Source organism: Exiguobacterium sp. s161 (genome assembly GCF_018619045.1).
Lineage (GTDB): Bacteria > Bacillota > Bacilli > Exiguobacteriales > Exiguobacteriaceae > Exiguobacterium_A > Exiguobacterium_A indicum.
In genome coordinates this window covers 711,853-732,217 of the sequence record NZ_JACSNH010000001.1, presented here as the reverse complement: position 1 = coordinate 732,217, position 20,365 = coordinate 711,853, and the positions used below count along the sequence as shown (strand labels likewise).

The window sequence follows — 20,365 nt, the reverse complement described above, 5'->3', positions numbered from 1 at the left end:
TATATATGCTTTAGTCTTCGTAGCGAATCAATGAGAGAACGTCGTATCCTTCGAGTTTCTCACGTCCACCAAGACCATCGAGTTCAATCAAGAATCCGATTCCGGCAACCGTTCCGCCTAATTTTTCAATCATTTGGATCGTCGCTTCGATCGTACCACCTGTTGCAAGCAAGTCGTCAAGGATGACGACGCGTTGTCCTGGTTGAATCGCATCTTCATGCATCGTCAAGACGTCTTTTCCGTACTCAAGACCATACTCGACACGGACTGTCTCACGTGGTAATTTTCCTTCTTTACGGACAGGTACGAATCCGATCTCCATCGCGTAAGCGGCTGGGCAACCAACGACGAATCCACGTGCTTCCGGACCCGCGATGACATCAGCACCTTTACTGCGCGCATATTCGACAAGTGCATCAACTGATTGTTTGTACACTGGTCCGTTTTGCATGAGTGATGTGATGTCTTTGAAGCTGATTCCTTCTTTCGGCCAGTTTTCGACCTCTTTTATATGCTGTTTGAACTCCATGTCTTTTCCTCCTGCTTCGCCGCTTCTACCAAAGTATCAAAACGCTCTTTCAACTGAGCGAGTGACGAATAAATGTATTGTTGCTCGAGCTCTTGACGCGCTTCATGACGCTGATACGTCGGAGCTTCCGTCAGATCTCGTTTTGCAGCATTTGGGTTCACACCCGGCAGCCCGTCCTCCATTGTAACAAGAAAATCAAGTTCCGAGAATACCGAATGCATAAAGTTAATCGATCGTTTCGTCCATTTTCGCGATTTCGACAAACGTACGAGACCAATCCGAAGCTCGTCACGTGGACATTTCGCAAAATACTGGAAGTAATGCTTGAAGTCCTCCCGCGACGGAATCGTCTCAAAATAATAGCCCTCATCCTTAAAGGCACAATAAATCCGCTCTGCCTGTTGGACATATGGATGAAATGCGTCTTCTTCTTCCGGTAGATCGAGAAAGACGATATTTTGACGGATCGGGCCGTTCAACGGACGTTCCGCGTACTTCTCTTTCACCTCATCAGTGAAGGCGACGAACGTCGTCGTCTCATGCGGTAAGGCGAATAGTTCGCTCAGCGGGCGCTTACCACCACGGTAATCAAATACTTGGACATCTTCGACAGCGACATCTTGAATCATCAATTGTGGTTTACGGAACCCATTCCACTCATTGATGTTCAGACTGCCCATCAAGTGAATCTCCGATAATGTCGAGACTTCATCGACAAGGTCGCCGAAGCCGAAGCCGATCGCATCGAGTTCCTTCCCGTCGCCTGATAATAGTGCTTTGACATGCGTCAAATCACGACCGATCCGTTTCATGTCACGGATCTTCGCTTGCTCGATGACGATTCGTGGCGCAGGATTTCCCATCCCGAACGGCGCGAGTCGCTGAATATCCTCAATCAACTGAATCGAGACATCGCTGACCTGTAGACGTAAATCGACATCAATTGTCGCGATGAAGGCATCGTCCGGCAACGTACTAGCCTGTTCATTCAAGCGTTGACGTAACGTCTCGACGTCATCGGAAGAGAGCGTCATACCAGCAGCAGCCGGATGTCCTCCGAAGTGCGGCAAGATATCTTCACATTTCGTCAGTTCAGCGAAGAGATCGAAGGCAGGGATTGAACGTCCAGATCCTTTCGCTGTTCCTTTTTCAGCATCGTGACACAGCATGATGACGGGACGATGATATTTTTCAACAAGTCGCGAGGCGACGATCCCGACGACACCTGGATTCCAGTCTGCCGCATCGACGACGAGCACGCGGTCCTCTTTAAAACGTTCTTCGACAAGCGCCGTTGCTTCTTCCGCAATCTGCTTGACGATATCTTGACGTTGTTTATTTTGTTGGTCGAGTTGTTTCGCGAGATGAAGTGCCTCGTCCTTGCTTTCCGCTAGTAACATCTCAAGCGCTGGCATCGCCGAATCCAGACGACCTGCCGCATTGATCCGCGGACCGAATGCAAATCCGACCGATTCTTCCGTCAGTTCGTCTTCCGTCAAACTACAGACGTCACGTAACGCAAGAATACCCGGACGTTCACTTGCATTCAGCGCCTCGATACCGCGAATCGCAAGCAACCTGTTCTCGCCGACGAGCGGTACGAGATCGGCAATCGTTCCGAGCACGGCAAGATCGAGTAATTCGACCGGTTCCCGGTCAAGCAGTGCATGTGCGACTTTAAAAGCAACGCCTGCCCCAGCAAGTTTTGAGAATGGATAATCTGAGTCGACACCCGGATGAATTAAGGCAAAGGCATCGGGTAACGTTTCTTTTGCTTCATGGTGATCGGTAATGATTAAGTCGACACCGAGTTCCTTGAGGACATCTGCTTCGTGGATTCCGGAAATCCCACAGTCGACGGTGATGACGAGGCTGAAGCCTTCTTCTGCAGCCCAGCGAAACGCGGCTTCGTTTGGTCCATAGCCTTCCGTGAATCGGTTCGGGATATAACACTCTGCCATTCCTCCGATTTCAATCAAGGCGTGCCAGAGAATCGCAGCGGAACTCACGCCGTCGACGTCATAATCACCATAAATCAAAATCATTTCGCCTTCGTTGACGGCACGTTGAATCCGTTCGACGACTTTTGGCATGTCTTTAAAAGCAAATGGATCATGGAATGTCATTTGATCCGTCTCTAAAAAATCACGGGCGGCTTCACGAGTCGTGAATCCCCGTTGGACAAGTAGTTGTGCGACGTGCGGTGAGATCGTGCCATCCGCCGTCAATTGTTCGATTTGTTCTGAATCGATGACTTTATCAAGCCATATTTTTTTAGCATGGTACATCTCAAACCCTCCAATCAACTTCCCCATTATAATAGAAAATCCGCACCAGCGATAGCTGATGCGGATACTCTTTTAAGAAGCACGTTTTGTCCGACCCAGTGTCCGACCTTTCATGACGAGCCAGAGTTGCGCGGCGATGAAGATCGAAGAATACATTCCCATGATCAACCCGACGAGCAGGGCGAGACTGAATCCACGGATTGCTTCGCTACCGAAGATGTAGAGTGCCGCTGCCGTCATGATGACCGTGACGACCGTATTGATCGAGCGAATGATCGTTTGTTGGATCGATTCATTGACGATGTGTGCCAATTCATCAAAAGAGACTTTCCGTCCACCTTTTTCAGCAAGTCCGAGATTTTCTCGTACCCTGTCGAAGGTAACGATCGTATCGTTGACCGAGTAACCGATGATCGTCAAGACGGCTGCGATGAAGTACAGATTGACTTCGATCTGGAATAGCGAGAAGAAAGCGATGATCATCAACGCATCATGTAGCAATGCGAGTACTGTCGCAATCCCGTAGAGCGGTTGGAATCGGAACGAGACGTAGATGACGATCCCGAGTGACGCAAGTAAAACCGCATAAATCGCGTTACGCGCGATTTCCCGACCGACTTGTGCCGAAACTGTCGAGATACTTGGTTCTTTTTTGTATTTGGCTTCAATCGTTTGTTTGATTTCAGAAATTTGTTCTTGGCTGAATTCACCAACGAACGTGACGTTCGCTAACTTTCCGCCTTGAGCGAATTGAATACCATCGATTTCTTCCGCATCAATCCCGGCATCTTCAATGACAGAGCGGACGTCCGCTTCCTTGATTTGATTCTCAGAAGAAATCTCGACGCGCGTTCCTTGCGTGAAGTCGATCCCGAGGTTCAGACCACGGAACGACAACAATAGGACCGACACGATGACAAGCGCGATCGTGATTGCGAAATAGATTTTACGATGTTTGACGTAATCGAATTTCGTAGGATTAAAGCTCACGGATTTCACTCTCCTTTACACCGAACCATGATTTCTTCTTATCGAACCATCGGCTACTGACAAGGAGTTGCATCAGGTAACGTGAGACAAAGACGTTCGTGACGAACGTGACGGCGATCGAAACCATCAACATGATGGCGAATCCTTTGACCGTACTTGTACCAAAGTAGTACAACACACCAGCAGAGATCAACGTCGTCAAGTTGGCATCAAGAATCGTACCGAACGAACGACGGTTACCGGCTTTGAATGCGGACAAGACGGATTTACCACTTCGTAATTCATCCTTGATCCGCTCAGCAGTGATGATGTTCGCATCGACCGCCATCCCGACTCCAAGAACGAGTGCCGCAATCCCCGGTAACGTGAGGACGGCATTGATCCCGTTAAAGAAGATCATGACGAGATAGATGTAGAACAGTAATGTAATGATCGAAACGAATCCAGAGATCCGGTAGAACAAGAGCATGAACAAGAAGACCGCAGCTACACCAATCGCTGACGCGAACAATGTTTGATCAAGTGCATCCTGTCCAAAAGCAGCAGAGACCGACGTCGAGTAAATCTCCTCGAGTTTGACCGGTAATGCGCCGGCGTTTAGGATCGATGATAATTGTTTCCCGTACTCGGCATCGATATCGCCACCAGAAATGATCGCTTTATCCGAATTGATCGGTTGTGTGACCGATGCATCCGAGACGATCTTCGAGTTTGCTTTTTGAATTTCTTTTTCATACGAATCGCCTTTCTCGTAATCGAGCCAGATGACGAGACGATTCGCAGGTGGTTGCATTTGTGAGACTTTTTGTGTCACTTCATAGAATTTCTCTTTTGATTTCATCGTCAACTCGACGAGTGGTTCATTCGTGTTCGGATCATACCCGACTTTTGCCCCTTTGGCTTTTAAGTCTGATCCATCAAGCAACAACTTATCGTTGATGTCACGGAATGACAATTGTGCTGTCGAAGATAGGATTTGACGCGCTTCCGTCTGATCCTTGACGCCAGCAAGCTGAACGCGAATCCGGTTATCGCCTTCGATCCGGATATCTGGTTCAGAGACACCGAGGACGTTGACACGGTTCTCGATTGCCGTCAGCGTCGCACTCATCGCATTTTGATCGATGACGTCTCCTTCTTTCAGCGGTTGTACTTCATACAAGACTTCGAAGCCACCCTTAAGGTCAAGGCCGAGCTTCGTATCCTTCAACAACCATGACGATGTCGTACCAATCAGTACGAGCAACGCGATGACGACGATGAAGAATGTGGCAAGTTTCCCTTTCTTGATCATGCTACATTGTCCTTTCTCTAGTTCCCAGTATATTTTCAGACAACTTTGTTCTCCTACCCTAGCTTACAAAAGAAATGGTAATCTTAGCAAACGTTTTTCTCATATATAAACAGAAAAGACGCTCCGGAATCCGGAAAGCGCCTTTTCAATGCCTTATTCGACAGTTTCGTCGTCCATGACAGTCGTTGATTTTTTCGTCACTTCTGCGACAGCACTTCGGTTGAATGTCAATTGTGCATTACCTGACTTCAATGTCACCGTCATGTCGTCAACTTTTTGGACAACCCCGTGAAGACCACCGATCGTAACGATCGAGTCGCCGCGTGAGAGTTCATTTTGCATCTGACGCACTTGCTTCTGGCGTTTGTTCTGTGGACGGATCAACAAGAAATAGAACACCACGAAGATCAAGATCATCGGGAGGAATGTGATTAAGCCTTCCATCTGATTCAGCTCCTTTTATCATTCAAATCACGTTCATTATACCGTGAAAGAATTGATTTGTCAGACGATTTGTTAGAAATTCTTTGCGTTCGGTAAATTGTAACCGTATTCTTCGAAAAATTCTTCCTTGAAATCGAGCAGACGATCCTCACGAATCGCTTGGCGAACGCCTTCCATCAACTTGACGAGGAAGTGAAGATTGTGTGTCGAACAGAGATGCAGACCGAACGTTTCTTGCGCCCGGATCAAGTGATGGATGTACGAACGCGAGTAATTCTTACACGCGTAGCAATCACATTTCTCATCGAGCGGACGGAAATCACGTGCATATTTCGCGTTCCGGACGACGAGACGTCCTTGTGATGTCATCAATGTGCCGTTTCGTGCGATCCGTGTCGGCAAGACACAGTCGAACATATCGATTCCGCGAATCGCACCCTCGATCAATGCGTCCGGTGAACCGACGCCCATCAAATAACGTGGTTTGTCTTCCGGCATGAGTGGTGTCGTGAATTCGAGCGCACGGTACATGACGTCTTTTGGCTCTCCGACCGATAGACCACCGACCGCATAACCCGGGAAATCAAGGGCAACAAGATCTTTTGCACTTTGACGACGTAAGTCTTCGTATTCTCCACCTTGGATGATACCGAACAGTGCTTGATCGTGTGGACGTTCGTGCGCAGCAAGACAACGTTCCGCCCAGCGGCTTGTCCGCTCGACGGATGCTTTCATGTACTCGTGAGAAGCTGGGTACGGTGGGCACTCATCAAACGCCATCATGATATCTGAACCGAGTGCATTTTGAATTTCCATCGCTTTTTCCGGTGACAAGAACAATTTGTCCCCGTTCAAGTGGTTACGGAAATGAACACCCTCCTCAGAAATGTTCCGGAGGTCAGCAAGTGAGAAGACTTGGAAACCACCTGAGTCCGTCAGAATCGCGCCATCCCAGTTCATGAATTTATGCAGACCGCCCGCTTCTTTGATGACATCATGTCCTGGACGCACCCAGAGGTGGTACGTATTCGCGAGGATGATGTTCGCGTTCATGTCCTTGATTTGTTCCGGTGCCATCGTCTTGACCGTCGCTTGCGTTCCGACCGGCATGAAGACCGGTGTCTCGAAACTACCGTGCGGCGTGTGGACGATTCCTAACCGCGCTCCGGATTGTTTACATGTTTTGATATGTTCGTATGTTACCGCGTGTTTTGTCATTAGTTTCGTTCCTCTCTCGTTAAGAACATCGCATCACCAAAGCTAAAGAAACGATAGCCGTTTGCGACTGCTTCTTCGTAGGCATGCAGAATGTGTTCCCGTGTCGATAACGCGGACACGAGCATGATCAATGTTGATTTCGGTAAGTGGAAGTTCGTGATCAATCCATCGATTCCTTTGACTTCCTGACCTGGGAAGATGAAAATGTCCGTCCAGCCCGTTGCTTCGACGAAGTCGCCATGGTCGCGAATGACCGTTTCAAGCGTCCGTGTCGACGTCGTCCCGACCGCGATGATCCGTCCGCCTTGTTTCCGTGTTTCGCGTAGCAGAGCTGCTGAACTTTCCGGCAGTTCGTAGTACTCACTGTGCATCTTGTGACTATCGACGTCGTCGACCGAGACAGGTCGGAATGTGCCAAGTCCTACGTGTAGCGTCAACGGTGCGATCCGGACACCCTTCGCTTTTAATGCTTCAAGCAATTCCGGCGTGAAATGAAGCCCGGCTGTTGGTGCTGCAGCACTTCCGCGTTCGCGAGCGTAGACCGTCTGATAACGATCTTGATCCTCGAGTTGTTCATGAATGTATGGTGGCAGTGGCATCGTTCCGAGTTGGTCGAGCACTTCATAGAAAATGCCGTCATAGAAAAACTTCAGGATTCGTCCCCCGTCTTCAAGTGCTTCGACACACTCAGCACGGAGTAATCCGTCACCAAACGACAAAATCGTTCCTGGTTTGACGCGTTTTGCCGGTTTCGCAAGTGTTTCCCAAACATCGTCACTCGTTTGCTTCAAGAGTAACAATTCGATCTTCCCACCCGTCTCTTCCTTCACACCAAAGAGACGTGCCGGTAAGACTTTCGTATCGTTGATGACGAGTGTATCGCCCTCCCGGAAGTGGTCGACGATATCATGGAAGTGCTGATGCTGAATCGCACCCGTCTCCCGATCGAGAACCATCAATTTCGAACTCGTCCGGTCGAGCAATGGCACTTGAGCAATTTGTTCTTCTGGTAAATGAAAATCAAATAAGTTTACATCCATTGGTTCAATTTCCTTCTTTCAGTCCTAAATGTTGGCGAGCGAACGGTGTTAAGACACGTCCGCGCGGAGTACGTTGTAAAAATCCTTGTTGCAGTAGATATGGTTCATATACATCCTCGATTGTCTGCGCATCTTCACCGATCGTTGCAGCGATCGTCTCAAGACCTACCGGACCACCGGCAAACCGTTCTGCAAGCGATCGAAGTAAACGATGGTCGACATCGTCGAGTCCAAGCGCATCGACATGTAAGCGATCAAGCGCACTTGTCGCGAGCACGGCATCGATCTCGGTTTGATGGGCGACTTGAGCAAAATCACGGACACGCCGTAACAACCGATTCGCGACACGTGGTGTTCCACGTGAACGAAGCGCGATCGCTTCTGCAGCCAGACGATCCGCTTCGAATCCGAACAATCGCGAAGTTCGGGTCACGATGGCAGACAACTCTGACATCGTATAATATTCAAGCTTCAGCGTCACGCCAAAACGATCACGAAGCGGTGCCGACAGCATCCCCGCACGCGTCGTTGCTCCGACGAGCGTAAACGGTGGTAAATCAATTCGGACGCTGCGGGCGAGTTCCCCTTGACCGATGACGATATCGAGACAATAATCCTCCATCGCCGGATACAGAATCTCTTCGATTGATCGACTCAATCGATGAATCTCGTCGATGAACAGGACATCACCCGGTTCCAGTGATGAGAGAATAGCAGCTAAATCACCCGGTCGTTCGATTGCAGGACCGGCTGTCGTCTTGATGCCGACCCCCATCTCGTTTGCGATGATCGTCGCAAGCGTCGTCTTCCCGAGACCCGGAGGACCGTAGAGAAGCACGTGATCGAGTGTTTCCTGACGAATTTTTGCCGCCTCGATAAAGACGCTCAAGTTTCCCTTAGCTTTCTCCTGCCCGATATATTGCTCGAGCGTCTGAGGACGCAGACTCCACTCTTCTTGATCTTCCGCATGGGCGGATTCTGACAAAATGCGCTCTTCCATGTCCTCACCTCACATTCAATAACAACTGGAGTGCCCGTTTGACATATTGATCCGTCGACAGGACTTCTGCCTGCAACGCTTTTTTGACTTTCTCGACTTCTCGGTCACTGTAACCAAGCGCCGTCAAGGCTTCACAAGCTTCATTCAGCTCAGCATTGCCTTGTGCGAACAAGCCTTCGCTCGGTACGTAATCCGGTGCGAGCTCGGCTAACTTTCCTTTTAGGTCGAGCGTCATTTGCTTCGCTGTTTTCTTGCCGACCCCCGGGAACTTGACGAGATAACTTTCCTTCTCTTGTTCAATTGCTTCAACGAGCGCATCGACATTCCCTGACGCCACGATCGCGAGCGCTCCTTTTGGTCCGATTCCTGTGACACCGAGCAACTTCGTGAACAAGGCACGCTCACGACGGGAACGGAATCCAAATAAGACTTCTTGGTCCTCACGGACATAATGATACGTATATACGATGATCTGTTCGTCTCCGGTCCGATAAAAAAACGGGTTCGGTGCTACGATCTTGTAGCCAATCCCGCCAACTTCTACCGTCACGAATTCCGCACAGACATAAGCGACTTCGCCGCGTACGAATTCTATCAATGTGGAACGCTCCCATCCTTAAACAAACTCTCGTGTTATTGTAGCATACATCTTCGTTTGGCTTCAAAGCGTTCTTCAGCAAAAATCAATACATATGTTCGCTCTCTCAATCCGAAGACAAAAAAGCGTGATCGTTCGCACGACCACGCTCTCCCCCTTTATTTTATGAACGCGCAAGCATCCGTTCGAGTGCCAACACGGCATGCCGCGTCGTCTCTGCATCGACCGTGATGATGTTGACCGGGTCACCTGCTTCGACTTGTTCGAGCGCCCACGCCAAGTGCGGTAAGTCGATCCGGTTCATCGTCAAACACGGACACATGAATGGATTGAGCGATACGATATCGAGTTCCGGATGCGTCGACGCGAGTCGATTGACGAGGTTCATCTCTGTTCCGATCGCCCACTTCGTTCCGGGAGCAGCCTGTTCGATTTGTTGAATGATGTACGCCGTTGATCCGTTGAGATCTGACGCCGTCACGACTTCATGCGAGCATTCCGGGTGGACGAGAATCTTTCGTTCCGGATCCGTCTTGCGGAACTGTTCAATCTGACCGACCGTGAATTTCTCATGCACCGAACAGTGTCCTTTCCATAAGATGACGCGGACGTCCTGGTCCTCCCCATCAAAAACGAGTTCGTCCTTGATCGGATCCCAAATCGCCATCTGTTCTAACGGAATTCCGAGTGCGTGCGCCGTATTTCGACCGAGGTGTTGATCCGGCAGGAAGAATAAGATGTCGCGTTCAGCAAGCGCCCACTCGACCATCTGGACAGCGTTCGATGACGTCACCGTCGCCCCACCGTGACGACCGACGAATGCTTTGATCGCTGCCGTCGAATTGACATACGTCAACGGTAAAATCGACTCCCCAAATCGTTCCGTCAAGATCGTAAAAGCACGCTCCGTTTGCGTATCATTCGCCATATCTGCCATCGAACAGCCAGCACGCATGTCAGGCAAAACGACCGTATGCGACGCATCGGTTAGCATATCTGCCGTCTCTGCCATGAAGTGGACGCCACAAAAGACTGTATATTCCGCTTCTGTCATCTGCTTCGCGACTTGCGCGAGCTGGAGCGAATCTCCCGTCGCATCCGCGAACTGGACAACTTCATCCTTTTGGTAGTGGTGGGCAGGTAAGAATAAGCGACTGCCCATCCGTTCTTTGACCCCTTCGATAATCGCGATCAAGTCTGCTTCTGATTGCTGTAAGTATGACGCCGGAATTCCCTCGTGACGTAATAGATCAAATGACATCTTTTTTTCCTCCTTCGATTTTCATGCTGATATCGAGTGCTGTTGCTGAATGAGTAAGTGCTCCAAGTGAGATGACGTCTGCTCCGCTATCCACGAAGTCCGATAATGTGTCTACCGTGATCCCACCGGATAGTTCGATTGTGATATGCGGTGGAATCAATTGCCGGAGCTGTTTAATTTCTGCTGGCGTCCGATTATCGAGCATGATGATATCGACTTCTGCAGCCACTGCCTCAAGCACTTCCGCTTCCGTCTCGACTTCAACTTCGATTGGTGTCGTATGTCCCGCGACACGTTTTGCTCGCATCACCGCTTCCGTAATCGATCCCGCGACCGTGATGTGGTTGTCCTTGATCATGACCGCGTCATCGAGTCGTCCGCGATGACTATAGCCACCACCGACGCGAACGGCATGTTTTTCTAGCATTCGTAATCCAGGGGTCGTCTTGCGTGTATCCGTGATTCGGATTCGTCCTGCTGCTACCTCGACCGCTTGACGTGTCTTCGTCGCGATCCCGGATAAGCGTTGCACTAGGTTTAAGGCGACCCGTTCTCCGCTTAAAATATCCTGTAACGAGCCAGACCACTCGGCAAGGAGTGTTCCTCGCGTGACGATCGTCCCTTCCGCTACATGAATCGTCACGTCGACTTGTAAGAGATGCGCCATCTCCTGAATGATGTCTACTCCGCAAAAGACACCGTCTTCCTTTGCTAAAAAACGACCGGTCCCGCGTTCTTGTCCCGTCAGACATCCTTCACTCGTGATATCCCACTGTCCGATATCCTCGATTAAAAATGCCTCCAGTTGTTGCCGTAACTGCCACTTGTTCAACGTTCTCATCCTCTCCTGTCAACCGACTTCGCGCCCCTTCAAGCAACAGACATGCCGTTACATGACGTAATCGATTCTCTTCCGCTTCCTGTCCGGATTCGTCTAATGTCCAGCTTTTTAACTCTTCTAAACTATCTTCTATTTGCTTAATATCCATTTCGACACCAATGACCTTTGATAGACGGTCTGTTACGGAACGAAGTGTTCCCGGGCGTCGTTTCACTTGTTTTACTAAAAGTTCCGGTAACAACTCGAGCTGTTCTGCTACTGCTTTCCCCATGACAACACATTCAAGGAGCGAGTTCGACGCCAGACGATTTCGACCGTGTAGTCCAATCGATGCCGTCTCACCGACCGCGTAAAGTCCTTCGACATGTGTCTGCCCCGTCAGATCCGTTTCGATCCCGCCCATCAAGAAATGAATGCCTGGTGCAATTTCAACGAGATCCGGATTTATGTTCAGTTTTTCACATTTTTCAACAAACGTTGGAAACCGTTTCGTCCGGTCGACGACGTTTGACGTATCGAGATAGACTGGTTCACATTTTCGCACCTCATGGATTCGTTTTGCGACTTCATCTCGCGCTGCTAAATCTTGCATCGGATGATCCGCCATGATCCGGTCACCATTTTTCGTTACAAGCGTCGCTCCTGCACCTCGTAGTGCTTCCGTGATCAAACCTTCCGAACGACCAGCATGAACGAGTACCGTCGGATGATGCTGGATATAACCGAGATCACGAATCGTCGCCCCCGCTTCAAAGGCGAGCGCAATCCCGTCTCCTTGAATCAAAGGATCATTCGTCGACGCCGCGAATAATCCACCCACTCCACCGGTCGCAAGAATCGTCGCGCGCGCCACAATCTCGATTGGCTCTCCCTCGCTATATCCGACTGCACCTACTACCTGCCCGTTGACTTGAATCAACTCCGTGATACACGTCTGCTCAAGAATCGGAAATGGTACTCGCGGCATCAACGTCTCCATGATCCGTTTACCAGTCTCGTCCCCGCCACAGTGATAAATCCGCGACAAACGATGCGCTCCTTCACGACCGAGCAAAAACTCTCCCTCGGATTGATCGAATGGAACGCCTTGTCGTAACAAGAATTCCATCGCCTCGGTTCCCGATCGAGTGACGTAATCGACGACGGACGGATTGAAACGCCCTTTTGCTGCTTGGCACGTATCTTCAAAGTGACCACGATGATTGTCTTCTGCATAAGCGGAAGCAATCCCACCTTGTGCTCGAACGGAATTTGTCTCAAACCGCGTACCTTTTGTGACAAGCAACGCTTCCGTTCCGGATGGAAGATGCAGAGCGACCGATATTGCGGCGAGCCCTGTTCCAATGATCAACACATCCGTCTCAAGTCTTTTATGTAAAGACATATGTTTTACACCTCTATATCTAAATGTTTACTATTGACTTGACAATAAGTTTGGCATACTTTTAGCTGAGTGACAAGACGAAAGGACAGGATTTTTTCATGATTTATCTCGATTACGCAGCGACGACTCCGCTGCATCCACAAGCACTCGATCATTATCAACAAGCCGCTCAGTCGTTCTACGGCAACAGTTCTTCTCTTCATGACATCGGTGGCAACGCTGAACGTTTACTCGAACGAGCCCGTCAGTATCTGATGCAACAATTGGCTCAACAAGAAGGAACCGTCATCTTTACAGGGAGCGGTTCAGAAGCAAACTATATCGCTTTGACCCATCTGATGCGACAGAGTAACAAATCAGTTGTCTTGACACTTCGATGTGAACACGACTCGGTCTTGCTTCCGCTTGCGCGCTGGGCACAAGAAACACGACACCTTTCTTTATTACCGGACGGAACGTTCGATTGGGAACAATTCGTCGCAGCTTGTACGGATGAAATCGGTGTTGTCTCGATTCAACATGTCAATTCGGATACGGGTTTTCGCTTTCCGGTCGAACGGATTGCAGCATACTGTCAATCGCGCGAGATTCTGTTTCATTGCGATGGTGTCCAAGGATTTTTAAAGGATGCAATCAACATCGACACTTTTGATGCCTACACGATGAGTAGTCATAAAGTGTATGGACCAAAAGGATTGGGTGCTTTGTATTTACGGCGTCCGCTCTTCAGCCCATATTACGAGGGACATCACGAATTCGGAATCCGTCCAGGCACAGTCGACGTTCCAGGAATTGCTGCGTTCATCGCTGCCTGTGAAGCGTCTCGCTTCGAAAATCCAGGAATCCAAGCTTCAAGCCGTCGATTTCGTGGTATGCTAAAAAAAACATTGTCTTCGTCTCGTTACACGATCATCGAGTCGCCGACGCAACTCGCTTCCATCTGCGCCATTCATACGAAGCAACGCGATGGTCAATACGCATTGCTCGCCTTGAATCGTGCTGGAATCGCGGTTTCCGCTGGTAGTGCTTGTCGTGCTGGAGAAAACGGTCCGAATGCGACATTACGTGCCATCGGCTTTGACGAATCAGCGGCTCATGGGTTGATACGACTCAGTTTTGGAAGACAGACGACGAACGAAGAAATCGAACAGTGCATTGATGTGTTGAACACGATCTCATGACACTGAAGAAAGGTAGGAGACATGATGGGGAAACGCATCTCCGGAGAAGAACGCCGGAAATCATTACTTCGTATGATTGAGGAAAGTGAGCAACCTGTTACAGGAACGGCACTGGCGAAACAAGCAGGTGTCAGTCGACAAGTAATCGTGCAGGATTTATCCTTGTTAAAGGCAAAAGGATATCCTGTCATCGCGACAGCTCGTGGCTATTTGATCAACGATCCGGAAGTCGACGGTTCAAAATTACGTCGCAAGATCGTTTGTCGTCACGGCATCGATCAATTAAAGGATGAGTGTGACGCCATTGTTGACGAAGGGGTCGTCATCCGCGATGTCATTATCGAACATCCCGTCTACGGCTTCATCACTGGAGAATTGATGCTAAAAAGCCGCCGAGACGTCCGTGTACTGCTAGAGCAGTTACATGAGACGCAAGCTACTCCACTCTCGAGCCTGACGGACGGCGTCCATATTCATACGCTTGAGGCGGATCATGAAGACGCACTGGAAGCCGCTATTGCTAAACTCGATCGTCTCGGAATTCTCGTTTCGGAGCTCGATGTCTGAACATAAAAAAACCGCCTATTCCTAAGGAATAAGCGGTTTTTTTATCGTTCAATCGGTTCAAGTCGTGTCTCCGGCATCGTAGATGGCGGATCGAACGTTGCTAAGACTTTGCGGACGCGTCGGTTTTCGATATGCAAGACGGTCAACGTGACACGTTCATAACGCATCGCCGTTCCGACGTCCGGCAATTGTCCGCTCTCCTCCATGATCCATCCCCCAAGAGACTGGGCGTCCGTGTCCGGCATCGTCAATTGAAATTGCTGACAGAAGTCTTCAATGTCATACTCCGCTAGACATTCGTATTGCTCTGGACCAATCCGTTTCGTGTATTCCAACGATTCATCGTGTTCATCCCAAATCTCCCCAACGATTTCTTCTAAAATATCCTCAAGGGTGATCAAACCTGCCGTCCCTCCGAACTCATCAAGGACGACTGCCATATGGGACTGCTTGACTTTAAGTTCCGGCAATAAATCCATCAATCGTGTCTGTGGCACGACGAACGATACCGGTCGAATCCATTCTCGGATATCAAGGGAGCCGTTCTTCACGTATGCACGCAGAAAGTCCCGCTCCGATAAGACACCGATGACGTGATCAATCGAATCCTTATAGACCGGTAGACGAGAATAGCCGCCCTTTTGGACTTCTGCAAGGATGTCTTCGAGCCGTGCATCGATATCAATCGCTTGAATATCCATCCGTGGCGTCAACGCATCCTCGACTGTCGCATGTTGAAAATCAACTGCTTGATGAACGAGTTCAGCCTCTGCAAGCCCCATGATGCCCTCTTCCTGACTGATATCAACGAGTGCCTTGAGTTCCTGTTCGGTCACGAGCGGTCCTTTCGGATCCGCTCCAATCAACCGTAGCGCCAATTGGCGTAAGCGGAGTAACAGGAAAACGAGCGGTCGAAAGCACAGTAAGAAGAAACGCAGTGGACGTCCGATCAATAACACGTAACGTTCCGTATGTTCACGAGCATACGACTTCGGTATCAATTCTCCGAACAACAGCAACAGGAAAAATAGCGCAAGAAAGGCAACGGTTTGTGTTGCGATCGTCTCGACGAACTGGATGATCCACCAGCCACCAAATAAGATAAAGGCGACGTTGACAATCGTATTCCCAATCAAAATCGACGTCAGTGTCTCTTCGTAGCGTTGAAGTAAGCGGAATACACGGGACGCACGCGCGTCCCCTGCTTCCGATTGATGCAACAACCGCAACCGGTTGACACTCGCGAGTGCCGTCTCGGCTGAGGAAAAGAATGCGGATAACATGAGAATCGGAATTAACCAAACGACTGAAATCATGGGCAATGGGTCCACGATGCTTTCACACTCCGTTTCCTAATGGAATGAACCGCTTAGAATGATGACTCGACGAATTCGAACTCGAAATCACGGATACGAACGACATCGCCGTCAATCGCACCAAGACGACGCAACTCTTCGTCGACACCCATTTGACGCAGTGTCCGAGCGAAACGTTTAATCGATTCTTCACGCATGAAGTTCGTCATCGTGAAGAGTTTTTCGATGCGTGGTCCTTTGATGACGAAACAATCGTCTTCATCTTTCGTAATCGTAAAGCCAGCTTCTGGTGCTTCGTAACCGTAGACGACACGTGGTGTCGCAGTTTTCTCTTCGAGTTCCTCAAGACCGAATTCTGGTGTTGCATCGACGAGGTCAGCGATTCGGAATAACAGATCGCGTAACCCTTGACGTGTTGCTGCTGAAATCTCGAATACTTCAAGCTCTGGGAAAGCTTCCTTGAAAGCTTCAAGATGTTCTGCCGCATCCGGCATGTCCATCTTGTTCGCGACGACGACTTGCGGACGCTCTGTTAAGCGCAGATTATAGTCCGCGAGCTCTTTATTGATGATGTTGTAGTCTTCGATTGGATCGCGACCTTCCATCCCACTCATGTCGATGACGTGGACGATGACTTTCGTCCGCTCGACGTGACGCAGGAACTGGTGACCGAGTCCGACGCCTTCACTTGCACCTTCGATCAATCCTGGCAAGTCAGCCATGACGAAGCTACGGCTATCTTCCGTTTCGACGACACCGATGTTCGGTGTGATCGTCGTGAAGTGATACGCGCCGATTTTCGGGCGTGCTGCTGAAACGACCGATAACATCGTTGATTTTCCGACACTCGGGAAACCGACGAGACCGACGTCTGCTAGCATCTTCAGCTCAAGTTTCAAGTATTTCTCTTCCCCTGGCTCACCGTTTTCAGCGTGCTCAGGTGCTGGGTTAGCTGGTGTCGCAAAACGTGTATTCCCACGTCCGCCACGTCCGCCTTTTGCGACGATTGCTTGTTGTCCGTGATGGACGAGGTCAGCGATGACCGCATTCGTATCGTCATCGTAGACGACCGTGCCCGGTGGAACCTTGACGATTAGATGCTCGGCTTTACGACCGTGCATCCCTTTTGACATGCCGTTTTCACCTTGAACCGCTTTAAAGTGACGTTTGTAACGGAAGTCCATCAATGTCCGAAGTCCTTCGTCGACTTCTAGGACGACGTGAGCCCCGTGACCACCGTCACCGCCGGCAGGACCGCCGTCCGGAACGTATTTCTCACGACGGAACGCTACTTGCCCACGTCCTCCGTCACCTGCTTTTACATAAATATTTACCTGATCGACAAACATGTCGGATCCCTCCTCTTACTTCTCTTCCTCAAACGGAAGACTTTCAATCTCAATCACACACTCATTTTCCGTCTGCGACTCGATTTCCATCGGCGTCACTAGATCCTCAAGGCGCGACATATCTAGTAGATCCCGATAGATCTCGATGGTCACGCCCTCGTGGAAGGTCACGGATACTTCTCCTACTCCTACATCAATCATGGCGATGGCTGCTTCGACGAGTTGCTTCAACCGCTCATCTTCCATGTGGGGTGCTCCGATGACATCATACGTCACAGTTTTGCCTGACCATTCAGCTTGCAGTAACGCCAGTGCGGTTTTCGGCAATCCGATTCGCGCTAGACGTCCTTCCCGAGATGCTTGCTCCCGGTACGCCGAACAGATCGACTCGACTGCTTGTTCGTCTCCGATCGCGCCATACGAACGGACGAGTTGTATCCGGTTCAACCACTCGTGACGAAGAGTCTTCAAAAGATCAAGTACCTGCTGTTCCTCCATCGGTCGTTCCCTCCTAAAAAAACAGACCCTAACCCTCGAAAGTGGCTAGAGTCTGCTTCGTCGATCCTTATGCTGGGTAAACGCTGACTTGTTTCTTGTCGCGTCCGAGACGTTCGAAACGAACGACACCAGTTGCAGTTGCGAAAAGTGTATCATCGCCACCACGTCCGACGTTCATACCTGGGTGAATCTTCGTACCGCGTTGACGGTAGAGGATTGAACCAGCAGAAACAGTTTGACCGTCTGCACGTTTCGCCCCAAGGCGTTTCGATTGCGAGTCACGACCGTTCTTTGTCGAACCTACCCCTTTTTTCGATGCGAAGAACTGAAGATTAAGTTTCAACATGTGGAATCCACCTCCTATACTTGTTCAAGTTGGATAAACTCACCGTAACTTTCAGCGATGGTACCAAGTTGGACCAAAGTCGCTTCCAATAACAATTGAGTGCGTTCACTGACATCCGGTGCTAAGTCAGCGTACGGTTCTACATAAAAGTAGCCACCCTCTTGTTGTTCTGCCATTTCAAGGAGCAGGACCTGCCCGAGTAATGCTTCTATGGCATTGTATGCCCCGAAGATCACCGACGAGACGCCGGCACAGACAAGGTCGAGACCTGGTTCTGCGAACTCGGCATGTCCTGTCACTTCGATGGAGCGGACGAGTTCCGCTTCATCTCGTCGAATCTTGACACGTATCATGGCTTACGCTTCGATTTTCTCGATGCGGACCTTCGTGTAAGGTTGACGGTGACCTTGCTTACGACGGTAGTTCTTTTTCGCTTTCATTTTGAAGACAGTGATCTTTTTCGCGCGAGCGTGTTTGATGACCGTTGCTACGACCTTCGCACCTTCTACGAGTGGAGCGCCGACTTTAACATCGTCACCACCAAGGATCAATACTTCACCAAATTCAACTGTGCTGTCGACGTCTGCGTTTAATTTCTCAACGTAGATTTCTTGGCCAGCTTCGACTTTGACTTGTTTACCACCAGTTTTGATAATTGCGTACATTACGTGCACCTCCTCTTAGGAACTCAGACTCGCCATCACGGGCAGCGGATGCTTTAAAACCCGGTCTGTGCGGTTGTAGTCATTTGGGTGCTTCCAAACGAACTAACGTTATTCAGAATACCAAACGTTCTTCCACCTTGTCAATGCTGTTCTGAAGGATTATTCCGATCGTTTAATGAAATCGAGACAGTCCTGTGACGACCCCGTGAACAGAACAGCTGGATCCCCTTCGAGCACATGGACTTCGAGTGGTTGACGGGAGATGAATTCGTCTTGCAACAGATGCCGTGGTGCACGAATCACGACTGCTTCCGCATAGGTCGCGATCTCAAGCAACTTCGGTTCAATCAAGCGATAGACGCTTAAACGTGTCCACTGACCGGATTCCTGTGAACGTTCCTGTAGCGATTTCCCGTGACGTTGTCGTGTCAGCTCGCATAAACCCATCTTCGTAAATCCATAGACTTCGATTTGTTTCGTCTCGAGCGCCGCCCGTTCTTTGAGGAGTTGGGTCACACGTGTCTGACCTTTACTAGAGCCACGGAGGAAATCGATTGCAATCATGCCACTGATGTTGCGCAACCGTAATTGCCGCATGACTTCGACAGCAGCCGCTTCATTGATTTGATCAAACGTCCGCTTTTGTTCCTTGACGGAGATCGTCTTCCCACTGTTGACGTCGATGACAGTCATCGTCTCAACCTCTTCAATCAAGAGATACGCTCCTCCGTCGAGCCAGACGACCCGTTGCATCGCTTTTTCGATTGCCCCGTCGATCGCTTCCATCTCGGGTAAGCGTCCTTTTCGTAGCGAGCGTTCGACGGACAGACCGAGCAATTCCAGGCGTTCCTTTTCCTGACGTGTCATGACGAGTGCATCGGTGACGTGTGGAAGTCGTTTCGCTTCTTGGACGATAAGTGCCTCATCTTGTTCAAGACGCGGCACCTGTAAAAGTTCTTTGTGACGTGTCCGTAATGACTGTAGCTCTTGTTTCAATTCATCGATTGATGCTTTCGCTGCTTCCGTCCGGTAAAGAATTCCTTCTTCTTCTGTCGTCGTCAATTGCTCCGCCAGTTGACGCTGAACGACGAGATCCAGCTTCCGACTGAAACGGATGCGGCGACCGTATGGAAAATAGACAAGATAACGTCCACCATAGGTGATATTCTGCGTCACCTTATGTTGTTTTGGTGCGACCCCTTCCTTGACGACCTGGACAAGTAACGTCTGTCCGACCTGGACGGCTTGTCCAATCGTTGGTACGTCCGGATAGCGGCGAAGTGCTTCCACCGTCTCATTTAGCGGTAAATAAAGCGGTGTACCGTCAGTCGCGATCAAAAAGGCTGCCCCGAGCGTCGGATGCAACCGATCGACCTTGGCATAGACGAATGTGCCGACCCGGATCTCGTCACGCATCCGTTCATGATATTCAATCAATCGACCGCCTTCGACCAATGCTAATCGTTCAAGCGAAGCGGTCTGTTCACTAATCCATCGCATACTGATCCCTCCAAAAAAATTAGACTAGGCACGACGCTGTCGTCCTAGTCTAATTT

At 49.9% G+C, this 20,365-nt stretch carries 19 protein-coding genes, 1 pseudogene and 1 other annotated feature; of the genes and pseudogenes, 2 read left to right on the top strand and 18 right to left on the bottom strand.

What is annotated here, in order from left to right:
- Positions 1-10 precede the first annotated feature (10 nt).
- From KNQ14_RS03500 to KNQ14_RS03445, 11 genes and pseudogenes are all read right to left on the bottom strand, one after another.
- Entirely contained in the window at positions 11-529 is a 519-nt protein-coding gene (locus tag KNQ14_RS03500; RefSeq protein ID WP_023468928.1) for an adenine phosphoribosyltransferase, read from the bottom strand.
- Positions 508-2,817 carry a single-stranded-DNA-specific exonuclease RecJ gene (gene recJ, locus KNQ14_RS03495; protein WP_214859626.1) on the bottom strand — a complete coding sequence of 770 codons (2,310 nt, stop codon included), beginning with the start codon at positions 2,815-2,817 and terminating at the stop codon, positions 508-510. Before recJ ends, KNQ14_RS03500 begins: the two co-directional genes overlap by 22 nt.
- A gap of 72 nt (positions 2,818-2,889) precedes the next feature.
- Positions 2,890-5,101 (bottom strand): annotated as a pseudogene (gene secD, locus KNQ14_RS16695) (protein translocase subunit SecD).
- 153 nt (positions 5,102-5,254) lie between these two features.
- On the bottom strand, positions 5,255-5,545 hold the full coding sequence (yajC, locus tag KNQ14_RS03480; protein ID WP_029342244.1) for a preprotein translocase subunit YajC: 291 nt from the start codon (positions 5,543-5,545) through the stop codon (positions 5,255-5,257).
- Positions 5,546-5,617: 72 nt separating this feature from the next.
- Positions 5,618-6,763: a tRNA guanosine(34) transglycosylase Tgt gene (gene tgt / locus KNQ14_RS03475; RefSeq protein ID WP_029342245.1), complete on the bottom strand. Its 1,146-nt coding sequence runs from the start codon at positions 6,761-6,763 to the stop codon at positions 5,618-5,620.
- Entirely contained in the window at positions 6,763-7,803 is a 1,041-nt protein-coding gene (gene queA / locus KNQ14_RS03470) for a tRNA preQ1(34) S-adenosylmethionine ribosyltransferase-isomerase QueA (RefSeq protein ID WP_023468934.1), read from the bottom strand. Before queA ends, tgt begins: the two co-directional genes overlap by 1 nt.
- A 4-nt stretch (positions 7,804-7,807) precedes the next feature.
- Positions 7,808-8,803 (bottom strand): Holliday junction branch migration DNA helicase RuvB, encoded by a 996-nt coding sequence (gene ruvB, locus KNQ14_RS03465; RefSeq protein WP_023468935.1) that lies wholly within the window; start codon positions 8,801-8,803, stop codon positions 7,808-7,810.
- Between the two features lie 4 nt (positions 8,804-8,807).
- Positions 8,808-9,401 carry a Holliday junction branch migration protein RuvA gene (gene ruvA / locus KNQ14_RS03460; RefSeq protein ID WP_023468936.1) on the bottom strand — a complete coding sequence of 198 codons (594 nt, stop codon included), beginning with the start codon at positions 9,399-9,401 and terminating at the stop codon, positions 8,808-8,810.
- A gap of 163 nt (positions 9,402-9,564) precedes the next feature.
- Positions 9,565-10,662, bottom strand: a complete 1,098-nt coding sequence (nadA, locus tag KNQ14_RS03455; protein WP_214746495.1) for a quinolinate synthase NadA — start codon at positions 10,660-10,662, stop codon at positions 9,565-9,567.
- A complete protein-coding gene (gene nadC, locus KNQ14_RS03450; RefSeq protein WP_371743320.1) occupies positions 10,652-11,503 on the bottom strand; it encodes a carboxylating nicotinate-nucleotide diphosphorylase in 852 nt (283 codons plus the stop codon). The genes nadA and nadC overlap by 11 nt, the downstream gene beginning before the upstream one ends.
- Positions 11,418-12,887 carry an L-aspartate oxidase gene (locus tag KNQ14_RS03445; RefSeq protein WP_214859622.1) on the bottom strand — a complete coding sequence of 490 codons (1,470 nt, stop codon included), beginning with the start codon at positions 12,885-12,887 and terminating at the stop codon, positions 11,418-11,420. Before KNQ14_RS03445 ends, nadC begins: the two co-directional genes overlap by 86 nt.
- Positions 12,888-12,985: 98 nt before the next feature.
- Between KNQ14_RS03445 and KNQ14_RS03440 the strand changes: the two genes are divergently transcribed.
- Positions 12,986-14,068 (top strand): cysteine desulfurase family protein, encoded by a 1,083-nt coding sequence (locus KNQ14_RS03440; RefSeq protein WP_214746501.1) that lies wholly within the window; start codon positions 12,986-12,988, stop codon positions 14,066-14,068.
- A 24-nt stretch (positions 14,069-14,092) separates the two neighbouring features.
- Positions 14,093-14,635, top strand: a complete 543-nt coding sequence (locus tag KNQ14_RS03435) for a transcription repressor NadR (protein WP_058713797.1) — start codon at positions 14,093-14,095, stop codon at positions 14,633-14,635.
- A 41-nt stretch (positions 14,636-14,676) separates the two neighbouring features.
- Here KNQ14_RS03435 and KNQ14_RS03430 read toward each other — a convergent pair whose 3' ends face one another.
- The 7 genes from KNQ14_RS03430 to KNQ14_RS03400 form a co-directional block, all read right to left on the bottom strand.
- On the bottom strand, positions 14,677-15,951 hold the full coding sequence (locus KNQ14_RS03430) for a hemolysin family protein (RefSeq protein WP_251055705.1): 1,275 nt from the start codon (positions 15,949-15,951) through the stop codon (positions 14,677-14,679).
- A gap of 53 nt (positions 15,952-16,004) precedes the next feature.
- Positions 16,005-17,300, bottom strand: a complete 1,296-nt coding sequence (gene obgE / locus KNQ14_RS03425; RefSeq protein WP_149427670.1) for a GTPase ObgE — start codon at positions 17,298-17,300, stop codon at positions 16,005-16,007.
- A gap of 15 nt (positions 17,301-17,315) precedes the next feature.
- Complete coding sequence (locus tag KNQ14_RS03420) at positions 17,316-17,798, bottom strand: Spo0B domain-containing protein (protein WP_023468944.1); 483 nt, start codon at positions 17,796-17,798, stop codon at positions 17,316-17,318.
- Positions 17,799-17,865: 67 nt separating this feature from the next.
- The gene (gene rpmA, locus KNQ14_RS03415) at positions 17,866-18,144 is read right to left on the bottom strand and encodes a 50S ribosomal protein L27 (RefSeq protein ID WP_012370976.1); all 279 of its coding nucleotides are present in this window, start codon (positions 18,142-18,144) and stop codon (positions 17,866-17,868) included.
- Positions 18,145-18,158: 14 nt separating this feature from the next.
- Positions 18,159-18,497, bottom strand: a complete 339-nt coding sequence (locus KNQ14_RS03410) for a ribosomal-processing cysteine protease Prp (protein ID WP_023468945.1) — start codon at positions 18,495-18,497, stop codon at positions 18,159-18,161.
- Positions 18,498-18,500: 3 nt separating this feature from the next.
- On the bottom strand, positions 18,501-18,809 hold the full coding sequence (gene rplU, locus KNQ14_RS03405) for a 50S ribosomal protein L21 (RefSeq protein ID WP_012370978.1): 309 nt from the start codon (positions 18,807-18,809) through the stop codon (positions 18,501-18,503).
- A 15-nt stretch (positions 18,810-18,824) separates the two neighbouring features.
- Positions 18,825-18,894: a sequence feature (ribosomal protein L21 leader region), on the bottom strand.
- 74 nt (positions 18,895-18,968) lie between these two features.
- Complete coding sequence (locus tag KNQ14_RS03400; protein ID WP_214746507.1) at positions 18,969-20,309, bottom strand: ribonuclease E/G; 1,341 nt, start codon at positions 20,307-20,309, stop codon at positions 18,969-18,971.
- Between the last annotated feature and the right edge of the window lie 56 nt (positions 20,310-20,365).

Excerpts from the sequence above, each read along its gene's own strand:
- tgt (WP_029342245.1), bottom strand. The coding sequence starts at position 6,763 with ATGACAAAACACGCGGTAACATACGAACATATCAAAACATGTAAACAA.
- KNQ14_RS03440 (WP_214746501.1), top strand. The coding sequence starts at position 12,986 with ATGATTTATCTCGATTACGCAGCGACGACTCCGCTGCATCCACAAGCA.
- yajC (WP_029342244.1), bottom strand. The coding sequence starts at position 5,545 with ATGGAAGGCTTAATCACATTCCTCCCGATGATCTTGATCTTCGTGGTG.
- ruvB (WP_023468935.1), bottom strand. The coding sequence starts at position 8,803 with ATGGAAGAGCGCATTTTGTCAGAATCCGCCCATGCGGAAGATCAAGAA.
- nadC (WP_371743320.1), bottom strand. The coding sequence starts at position 11,503 with ATGAGAACGTTGAACAAGTGGCAGTTACGGCAACAACTGGAGGCATTT.
- KNQ14_RS03430 (WP_251055705.1), bottom strand. The coding sequence starts at position 15,951 with ATGATTTCAGTCGTTTGGTTAATTCCGATTCTCATGTTATCCGCATTC.
- rplU (WP_012370978.1), bottom strand. The coding sequence starts at position 18,809 with ATGTACGCAATTATCAAAACTGGTGGTAAACAAGTCAAAGTCGAAGCT.
- KNQ14_RS03435 (WP_058713797.1), top strand. The coding sequence starts at position 14,093 with ATGGGGAAACGCATCTCCGGAGAAGAACGCCGGAAATCATTACTTCGT.
- recJ (WP_214859626.1), bottom strand. The coding sequence starts at position 2,817 with ATGTACCATGCTAAAAAAATATGGCTTGATAAAGTCATCGATTCAGAA.
- KNQ14_RS03500 (WP_023468928.1), bottom strand. The coding sequence starts at position 529 with ATGGAGTTCAAACAGCATATAAAAGAGGTCGAAAACTGGCCGAAAGAA.
- KNQ14_RS03445 (WP_214859622.1), bottom strand. The coding sequence starts at position 12,887 with ATGTCTTTACATAAAAGACTTGAGACGGATGTGTTGATCATTGGAACA.
- KNQ14_RS03410 (WP_023468945.1), bottom strand. The coding sequence starts at position 18,497 with ATGATACGTGTCAAGATTCGACGAGATGAAGCGGAACTCGTCCGCTCC.
- nadA (WP_214746495.1), bottom strand. The coding sequence starts at position 10,662 with ATGTCATTTGATCTATTACGTCACGAGGGAATTCCGGCGTCATACTTA.
- queA (WP_023468934.1), bottom strand. The coding sequence starts at position 7,803 with ATGGATGTAAACTTATTTGATTTTCATTTACCAGAAGAACAAATTGCT.
- KNQ14_RS03400 (WP_214746507.1), bottom strand. The coding sequence starts at position 20,309 with ATGCGATGGATTAGTGAACAGACCGCTTCGCTTGAACGATTAGCATTG.
- obgE (WP_149427670.1), bottom strand. The coding sequence starts at position 17,300 with ATGTTTGTCGATCAGGTAAATATTTATGTAAAAGCAGGTGACGGAGGA.
- rpmA (WP_012370976.1), bottom strand. The coding sequence starts at position 18,144 with ATGTTGAAACTTAATCTTCAGTTCTTCGCATCGAAAAAAGGGGTAGGT.
- KNQ14_RS03420 (WP_023468944.1), bottom strand. The coding sequence starts at position 17,798 with ATGGAGGAACAGCAGGTACTTGATCTTTTGAAGACTCTTCGTCACGAG.